The 7,474-nt window shown below is 61.4% G+C and carries 5 protein-coding genes; 4 read left to right on the forward strand and 1 reads right to left on the reverse strand.

What is annotated here, in order from left to right:
• The coding region (locus WB650_RS21215) for an ATP-binding cassette domain-containing protein (protein ID WP_423961943.1) at nt 1-1,437 on the forward strand (1,437 nt) is incomplete at its 5' end.
• Between the two features lie 118 nt (nt 1,438-1,555).
• Here WB650_RS21215 and WB650_RS21220 read toward each other — a convergent pair.
• Entirely contained in the window at nt 1,556-2,755 is a 1,200-nt protein-coding gene (locus WB650_RS21220) for a CaiB/BaiF CoA transferase family protein (protein WP_422305155.1), read from the reverse strand.
• Nucleotides 2,756-3,020: 265 nt separating this feature from the next.
• Between WB650_RS21220 and WB650_RS21225 the strand changes: the two genes are divergently transcribed.
• From WB650_RS21225 to WB650_RS21235, 3 genes are all read left to right on the forward strand, one after another.
• Complete coding sequence (locus tag WB650_RS21225) at nt 3,021-4,229, forward strand: efflux RND transporter periplasmic adaptor subunit (protein WP_422305157.1); 1,209 nt, start codon at nt 3,021-3,023, stop codon at nt 4,227-4,229.
• A gap of 25 nt (nt 4,230-4,254) precedes the next feature.
• Nucleotides 4,255-6,420 carry an ABC transporter permease gene (locus WB650_RS21230; RefSeq protein WP_422305159.1) on the forward strand — a complete coding sequence of 722 codons (2,166 nt, stop codon included), beginning with the start codon at nt 4,255-4,257 and terminating at the stop codon, nt 6,418-6,420.
• 232 nt (nt 6,421-6,652) lie between these two features.
• A partial coding sequence (locus WB650_RS21235) for a DUF1329 domain-containing protein (protein WP_423961946.1) occupies nt 6,653-7,474 on the forward strand: 822 nt, incomplete at its 3' end.

Consider the following 7,474-nt stretch of genomic DNA (forward strand, 5'->3'; position numbering starts at 1 on the left):
CTCGCGACCGGATGGACTGGAGTGGTCGGGCCTAACGGCGCCGGCAAGACTACGCTCCTGCGCCTGATTGCGGGTGAGCTCGAGCCCACGGCCGGCCACGTCAATCTCGATCCGCCGCGCGGGGTGATTCGGGCGTGTGCGCAGACCGTCGAGGCGATGACGCTTGAGATTGCGGCGTTCGCTCGTGCGACCGATGGCGTCGCGCGGCGTCTCCACGGCGAACTGCGCCTCGACGCTGGCTCGCTTTCGCGATGGCCGACGTTGTCGCCGGGCGAGCGCAAGCGATGGCAAGTAGGCGCGGCACTCGGCGCCGAGCCCGCCGTGCTGATGCTCGACGAACCGACCGATCATCTTGATGTAGAAGCGCGCGAGCTGCTGATCGCGGGCCTCGAGCGCTTTCGCGGCGTCGGCATAATCGTCTCGCACGATCGAGCCCTGCTCGATCGGATTACGCGCTACACCGTGCGCGTGTACGACGGTGCCGCGCGCATCTGGCGCGGCGGCTACTCCGACGCGAAGTGCGCGTGGGAGGCGGAGGATCGCGAGCGCTTTGCGGAGTACGAACGGCTGAAGCATCAGCGCGAGAATCTCGCACGCCGGCTCGCCGACAAGCGGCGCCTGGCGATGTCGGCGGAGGCGGAGGCGAATGCCGGCACCCGCAAGCGCATGAAGTTTCGCGGCGATCATGATGCCACCAGCATGTTTGCTAAGGGCAAGGCGCGGATGGCGTCCGCGAGAATCTCGCGCGACGCGGCGGTGCTGCGCGCGAGCGTCGATCGAGTGTCGGACAAACTCGGCGAGTACAAGTTCCACAAACAGAAAGGGCACTCGATTTTCGTCGACTACCTGCCCGCTCCCGTCGCCAAGGTCTTCACGCTCGACCAGGACGCGATATACGCCGGCGATACGCAAGTTCTCGAAGACGTCCATCTCGCGGTGCCGCGCGATGCGAAGATTCGCGTCGCCGGCCCAAACGGAATCGGCAAGACCACCTTGCTGGCCGCGATGATTCGCGGGGCGCATGTCGCAATGGAGCGCATCCTTTATCTGCCGCAGGAACTCACCGCGCGCGACGGTATCGCGATGCTCGACGCGGTGCGCGATCTCAACGCCGACGAACGCGGACGCGTGCTGACTCTGGTCGCGGCGCTCGGAATCGATCCCGACCGCCTGCTCGAGTCCGCCGCGCCAAGTCCCGGCGAAGCGCGCAAGCTCGCGATGGCTTATGGGCTCGGACGTCAGGTGTGGGCGATGGTGCTCGACGAGCCGACCAACCATCTCGACATGCCGGCGATCGAACGCCTCGAGGAGGCACTAATCGAATACCCGGGCGCGATGGTGATAGTGACGCACGACGACGCCCTCTCAAAAAGATGCACCAGCATCGAGTGGCGACTGGCGAATGGAAGAGTCGAAGTGCGGAGTCCGTCATCCTGAGCGCAGCGAAGGATCTCGCCCGTTAGCGCGTCTGCCGGCAGACGCCGAACGTTGGAACGTCCGTCGAGATTCTTCGCCGCAGCGGCTCAGAATGACTCAAAAATAGCGGACTTTATCTCTATGCGATCACGCCCGACGCGCGCAGACGCTTGAGTTCTTCCTGCGAATATCCATGCGCCGCGAGCACCTCATCTGTATGCTCGCCGACCAGCGGGGGGCGGGTGATTTTTCCCGGCGTCGATTCCAGCTTCGCGGCTAGTCCGGTAGTTAAATATTCGCCGAGTTCTGGATGCGGCAGCTTCAGCAGCATCTCGCGAGCGGCGGTTTGCGGATGCTTGAACATTTCTTCGATAGTCAGGATTGGGCCGGAGGGGATTCCTTCGCGATTCAAGAGTTGAATCCAGTGTTCGGCGGGATTCGATGCGAGCGCGCGATTTATTTCCTCGGTGAGCGCGGCGCGATTCTTTATGCGGCGGCCGCTGCTTTTGAATCTCTCGTCGTCGGCTAGTTCGGGGCGGCCAATCACCTTGACGAACTTTTTCCACATCGCCTCGTTGCCGCATGCGATGTTGAACGGGCGATCGGACGCCTTGAAGACGCCGTGCGGCGACGACAGCGGATGATTATTGCCGGCCGGCGCGGGCGTCACCCCGGTTTCGAAATAAATTCCCGCCGACCAGGTCAGGATGCTGACGATCGACTCGAGCAGCGAGGTTTCGACGCGCTGGCCGCGGCCGTCGCGATGGCGCGCTTCGAGCGCGAGCAGAATTCCCTGCGCCGAGAAGATTCCGCCGAGCAAGTCGCAAATCGCGATGCCGACTCGCGTCGGCCCACTCTCGACGGTGCCCGTCACGCTCATCAGACCCGACATCCCCTGCGCGATCTGATCGAAGCCGGGGAAGTCGCGCAGTGGGCCGTTCGAGCCGAAGCCTGAGATCGAGCAGGTGATGATGCGCGGGTTGCGTTGCGCGAGGGTTTCGTAGTCGAGCCCGATCGCATTCATGACGCCTGGCCGGAAGTTGTCCACTACGACGTCGGCGCCATCGATCAGGCGCATCAGGATTTCGCGGCCCTCGGGTTTCTTGATCGCGAGCCGGATACTTTTCTTCGATCGATTAGCGGAGAGGAAGAAATAGCTGTCGTGATGCTTGGGGTCGCCGCTTTCGCCGAGCTCACCGCGCGGGTTTTCGACGGGTTCGATTTTGAGGATTTCGGCACCGTAGTCGCCGAGGATTTGGGTGCAGAACGGACCGGCGAGGTAGCGGGTAAGGTCGACGACTTTGATTCCGGTTAATGGCGGCGGTTTCGTTTCGTGCATGACAGTTCACCTTGCGCTATTTAAGCCTCGTGTCATTCTGAGCGAAAGCTGCTGTAGCGAAGAATCTCGACGGACGTTCCGACGCCCGGCGCCTGCTGAGGCGCGCTACGCGCGAGATCCTTCGCTGCGCTCAGGATGACACGAAAACGAACCACAGAACGGACTTCAAAAGGCGCTTTTTCGACGAAACCTACGCCCAAGCGGAACGTCTAACAGGGGATAGTTACTGGAAACAGGCGTTCGACCGGAAGATAATTGAGCACCGATGAAATTTTCGAAGAATAGGGCGTGGGTGCTCGCGATCGTCGCGCTAATTGTCGTGGGGGCATGGTACTTTTATGGCGGGAATTCGTCAGGCGTAAGAATCGTCTCCGCCAGGGTTACCGAAGGGCCGATCGTGCGCTCAGTCACGGCGACTGGAACAGTCAATCCGGTCATCACAGTACAGCTCGGCACTTACGTGTCAGGACCGATCATCGCCATATATAAGGATTACAACGCGCCGGTCACCAAGGGGCAGCTGATAGCCAAAATCGACCCGAGTACCTACCAGGTGACGGTCGATATCGCGCGCGCGACGCTGGCTAACTCGAAAGCCCAACTGGGCAAGGACGAGGCCGACCTCGACTACAAGAAGCTCACGTACGAGCGCGATTCGGCGCTATACAAGGACGACGCCGTTTCCAAGGACGCCCTCGATTCAGCTTACAGCGCGTGGCAAATGGACGTCGCACAGGTCAAGCTCGACCGGGCCAATATCCAGCAGCAAACGGCCAATGTGAAAGCGGCCGAAGTCAATCTGAACTACACCAATATCGTGTCGCCGGTTGATGGCACCGTGGTCTCGCGCAACGTCGACGTGGGCCAGACGGTGGCCGCGAGCTTTCAGACACCGACGCTGTTTCTGATCGCGAAGGACCTGACCAAGATGCAGGTCGACTCCAACGTCAGCGAGTCTGACATCGGCTACGTCAAACAAGGACAGAAAGCGACCTTCCGCGTCGACGCATTTCCCGACCGCGATTTCGAGGGCGTGGTGGCGCAGGTTCGCCAGGCCCCGATCACGGTGCAAAACGTCGTGACCTACGACGTCGTGGTAAGCGTCGAGAATCCCGAGCTGCTCCTGAAGCCCGGGATGACCGCGAACGTGAACGTCGTGACAGCATCCAAGGGCAAGGTGGTGCGCGTGCCGATCGACGCACTGCGCTTCTCGCCTCCGGGACAGCCGCCGGCGGATTCTGCCGCGCTGGACGGCGCGCCGGGCCGCCAGACGCGCGTGTGGGTGCTGGAGAATCGCAAAGTGACACCGGTCACTATCACCACCGGGCTCAGCGACGGGACCTGGGTTGAGGTTGCCGACGGCGACTTGGACCCGGGCGAGCGCGTAGTGACGGACGAAATTCGTACTGCGACGGCTCATCCGTCCGGCGGATCGCACAGCGGGCCACCGGGAATGATGCACATGCCGCATTAGCCGCGGGCGTTTCGCCGTTCGTCATATGAAAACCGTTATTCAAATCGTCGGGATGACCAAGACTTACGTGCTGGGCGATATCGAGGTTCACGCTCTGCGCGGGGTCAATCTTACGATCGAGCGCGGCGAGTTCGTCGCGGTGATGGGAGCGTCGGGATCGGGCAAATCGACGCTGATGAATATGCTCGGATGCCTGGACCGCCCCACCAGCGGCCGTTACATCCTCGAGGGCGAGGACGTCGCGCAACTGAGCGAGTCGGAGCTGGCGACTATCCGCAGCAAGCGAATCGGATTCGTTTTTCAAAACTTCAATTTGCTGTCGCGAACCTCGGCGCTCGAGAACGTCGAGCTGCCGCTGTTCTACTCGGCGTGGACCGCCGACGGCGAGACTCGCGCGGCCGATCTGATGAAACTGGTCGGGCTCGCCGGTCGCGAGCAGAACCATCCGAATCAACTCTCGGGCGGCCAACAGCAGCGGGTCGCAATCGCGCGCGCGCTGGTGAATCGCCCGTCGATCCTGCTGGCCGACGAGCCGACCGGAAATCTCGACTCGACCAACTCGGCCGAGATAATGGACGTGCTGACCAATCTCAATCGCCAGCAGGGAATCACGATTATCGTCGTGACGCACGATCCCGACGTCGCGGCCTATGCCGATCGCACTGTGATCTTTCGCGACGGCGTGATTATTTCGGATACGCGCAAAGAGGGCGCGGCCGAGCGCGAAGAAGCTGCCGTCAAGGCGGCCGACGCGGTTGCGGCGGCGACGGCCACGCGGAACCAGCCGGCATTGTCGATGGTCGACGAGGTGCAGACCTTCGCGAGCATGGCTGTCGTCGCGGCGGGCCGCGCAATCAAGCGCAACAAGCTGCGCGCGGCGCTGACGATGCTCGGTATTTTTATCGGGGTCGCGGCTGTGATCACGATGGTTGCGGTGGGCGACGGCGCGAAGTCGTCGGTCGAGGCGCAAATCAACAGCCTCGGCACCAACCTGCTGATCGTCCTGCCAGGCGCGACCACCGCCAACGGCGTGCATGCCGGTTCGGGCAGCACCTCGACCCTCACTGTCGGTGATGCGGAGGCGCTCGCCCGCCAAGGAGGCCCCGTCGCGCTGGTGACGTACATGGACCGGCAGTTGGCGCAGGTGGTCACCGGCAATCACAACTGGAGCACCAATATCCAGGGCACCACCTCGAACTACTTCGCGATCCGCGATTGGCAGCCGTCGATCGGGCGCATCTTCACCGACTCCGAAGAGAAGGCGGGCGCGGCGGTGTGCCTGCTCGGGCAAACCGTCGTGAACAATCTCTTCGGCGAAGGGCAGAATCCGGTCGGCGCGACGATTCGGGTGAAGAACTTTCCGATGAAAGTGATCGGGGTTCTCGCGGTGAAGGGACAAACCAGTTACGGGCAGGACCAGGACGACGTCGTCATCGTGCCGTTCAACACCGCCGAGCGCAAAGTGCTGGGCGTGTCTGCGCCGCAATCGACCCCGGCGCCCGCGGCGGTCTCAACCGCGACCACCTCCAACTGCGCCACCTGCGTGTACCAGTCGGTGCCGACCACCAACTCGGTTTACAGCTCGACCACCGAGGCGACCAACGCATACGGTGCGGCCGCAAAAATCACCGGCGTGGTCAACACCATGTTCGTGAAGGCGAGCAGCTCGGACGAAGTTGACAGCGCGATCACGCAGATCACGCACACCCTGCACGAGCGGCATCATATCCAGGCAAAGCAGGACGACGACTTCACCGTGCGCAACTTGAGCGAGATCGCCGCAGCCTCCGAGAATGCGACGCAGGTGATGACGATGCTGCTGCTGGCGGTCGCGTCGATCTCGCTGCTGGTCGGCGGAATCGGAATCATGAATATCATGCTGGTGTCGGTGACCGAGCGCACCCGCGAGATAGGAATCCGGATGGCGATTGGCGCGCGTCGGATTCATATCATGCTGCAGTTCCTGGTCGAGGCGATGCTGCTGTCGGCGATGGGCGGGCTCGCGGGGATATTACTGGGAATTCTGATATCGAAGCTGATTTCAGCGCTGGCGGAATGGCCGACGCTGGTTTCGCCGGTGGCAGTGGCCGGTGGTTTTATCTTCTCGGCGGCGGTGGGAGTATTCTTCGGATATTACCCGGCGCGCAAAGCCAGTTTGCTCCATCCGATCGACGCACTGCGCTACGAATAGCTTAGTCCGGCTGGTTTTGCCCCGGACCGTCCCTGGTTCGTTTCGGACGTAAAATCAAACACTTAACCATTAATAGCAAAGACTTATCACATTAGTCAGACTAATATTGACTGACTAATCGTGAAGGTAAAGTTATCTTTCCTCATTGTATCCCGGGAACAGATGTGATGACCTGCTTGTTCTAATTACGTCAGGCCTGCCTTTTCGCAGTCGCCAGGAGGTTCCCCAATAAATGTTTTCTCGTGGTACCCGCATCGCATGGAAAGTAGCGGGTGTCGGCGCGCTCATGATGAGCATCGGACTGTTCGCCGTCACCGCCCGGGCCGGAGTAAAGCCCGGAGATGTAATCACTCCGCAGAACGCGGCGCAGGTGAAAGACCTGGTGTCGCCCGGCGTCTACTACATGGTGACGCACGGAATGCAGATGGATATTGTGCCCTCCGAGCGAATCGATTGGCCGCCGCCGTACAAGGATGCGACTGAGAAATATTCGTCGCAGGTGCGCCTGACTGACGACCATCGGTCACTGATCGGCTACGTCGCGGGTCAGCCCTTCCCGCTGATCGACACCAACGATCCGCAAGTCGGAAACAAGATCATGTGGAACAACGTGTTCCGCCCGATCAGCACCGACGACTACGATCTGCGCTTTTTCGATTGCCAGATCGAGTACGTTAATCCTGGTCACGAGCAGAAGATCATCAACGACATCCAGGTCGGCCATTACGCGGGCTACGATCTGGTCGGCCGCACCGAAGTCGAGCCGCTGCCGGTTGATCCCGACTTCAAGAAGACCGGCCGCCTGTGGCTGTTCGGCCTGTATCCACTGCTCGCGCCGCAGGAAGCACGCGGACAGGGCCTGATTCGATTTCGCTATGCAGCGCCGAAGCAGGGTGACGACACCTGGTCGTGGAATCCGGGCAGCCGCCGCGTGCGACGCCTGAACGAATCGCTCAACAGCACCGCGACCGGAGCACAGAGCTTCGATCCGGATCACTATTCGGGATTCAATCCCAAGACTGAAGAGTACAACTACAAGTTCCTGGGCGAGAAA

Origin of the sequence: Binatus sp. (SeqCode) (assembly GCF_049584895.1) — a bacterium.
Taxonomy (GTDB): domain Bacteria; phylum Desulfobacterota; class Binatia; order Binatales; family Binataceae; genus Binatus.

Excerpts from the sequence above, each read along its gene's own strand:
- WB650_RS21220 (WP_422305155.1), bottom strand. The coding sequence starts at position 2,755 with ATGCACGAAACGAAACCGCCGCCATTAACCGGAATCAAAGTCGTCGAC.
- WB650_RS21225 (WP_422305157.1), top strand. The coding sequence starts at position 3,021 with ATGAAATTTTCGAAGAATAGGGCGTGGGTGCTCGCGATCGTCGCGCTA.
- WB650_RS21230 (WP_422305159.1), top strand. The coding sequence starts at position 4,255 with ATGAAAACCGTTATTCAAATCGTCGGGATGACCAAGACTTACGTGCTG.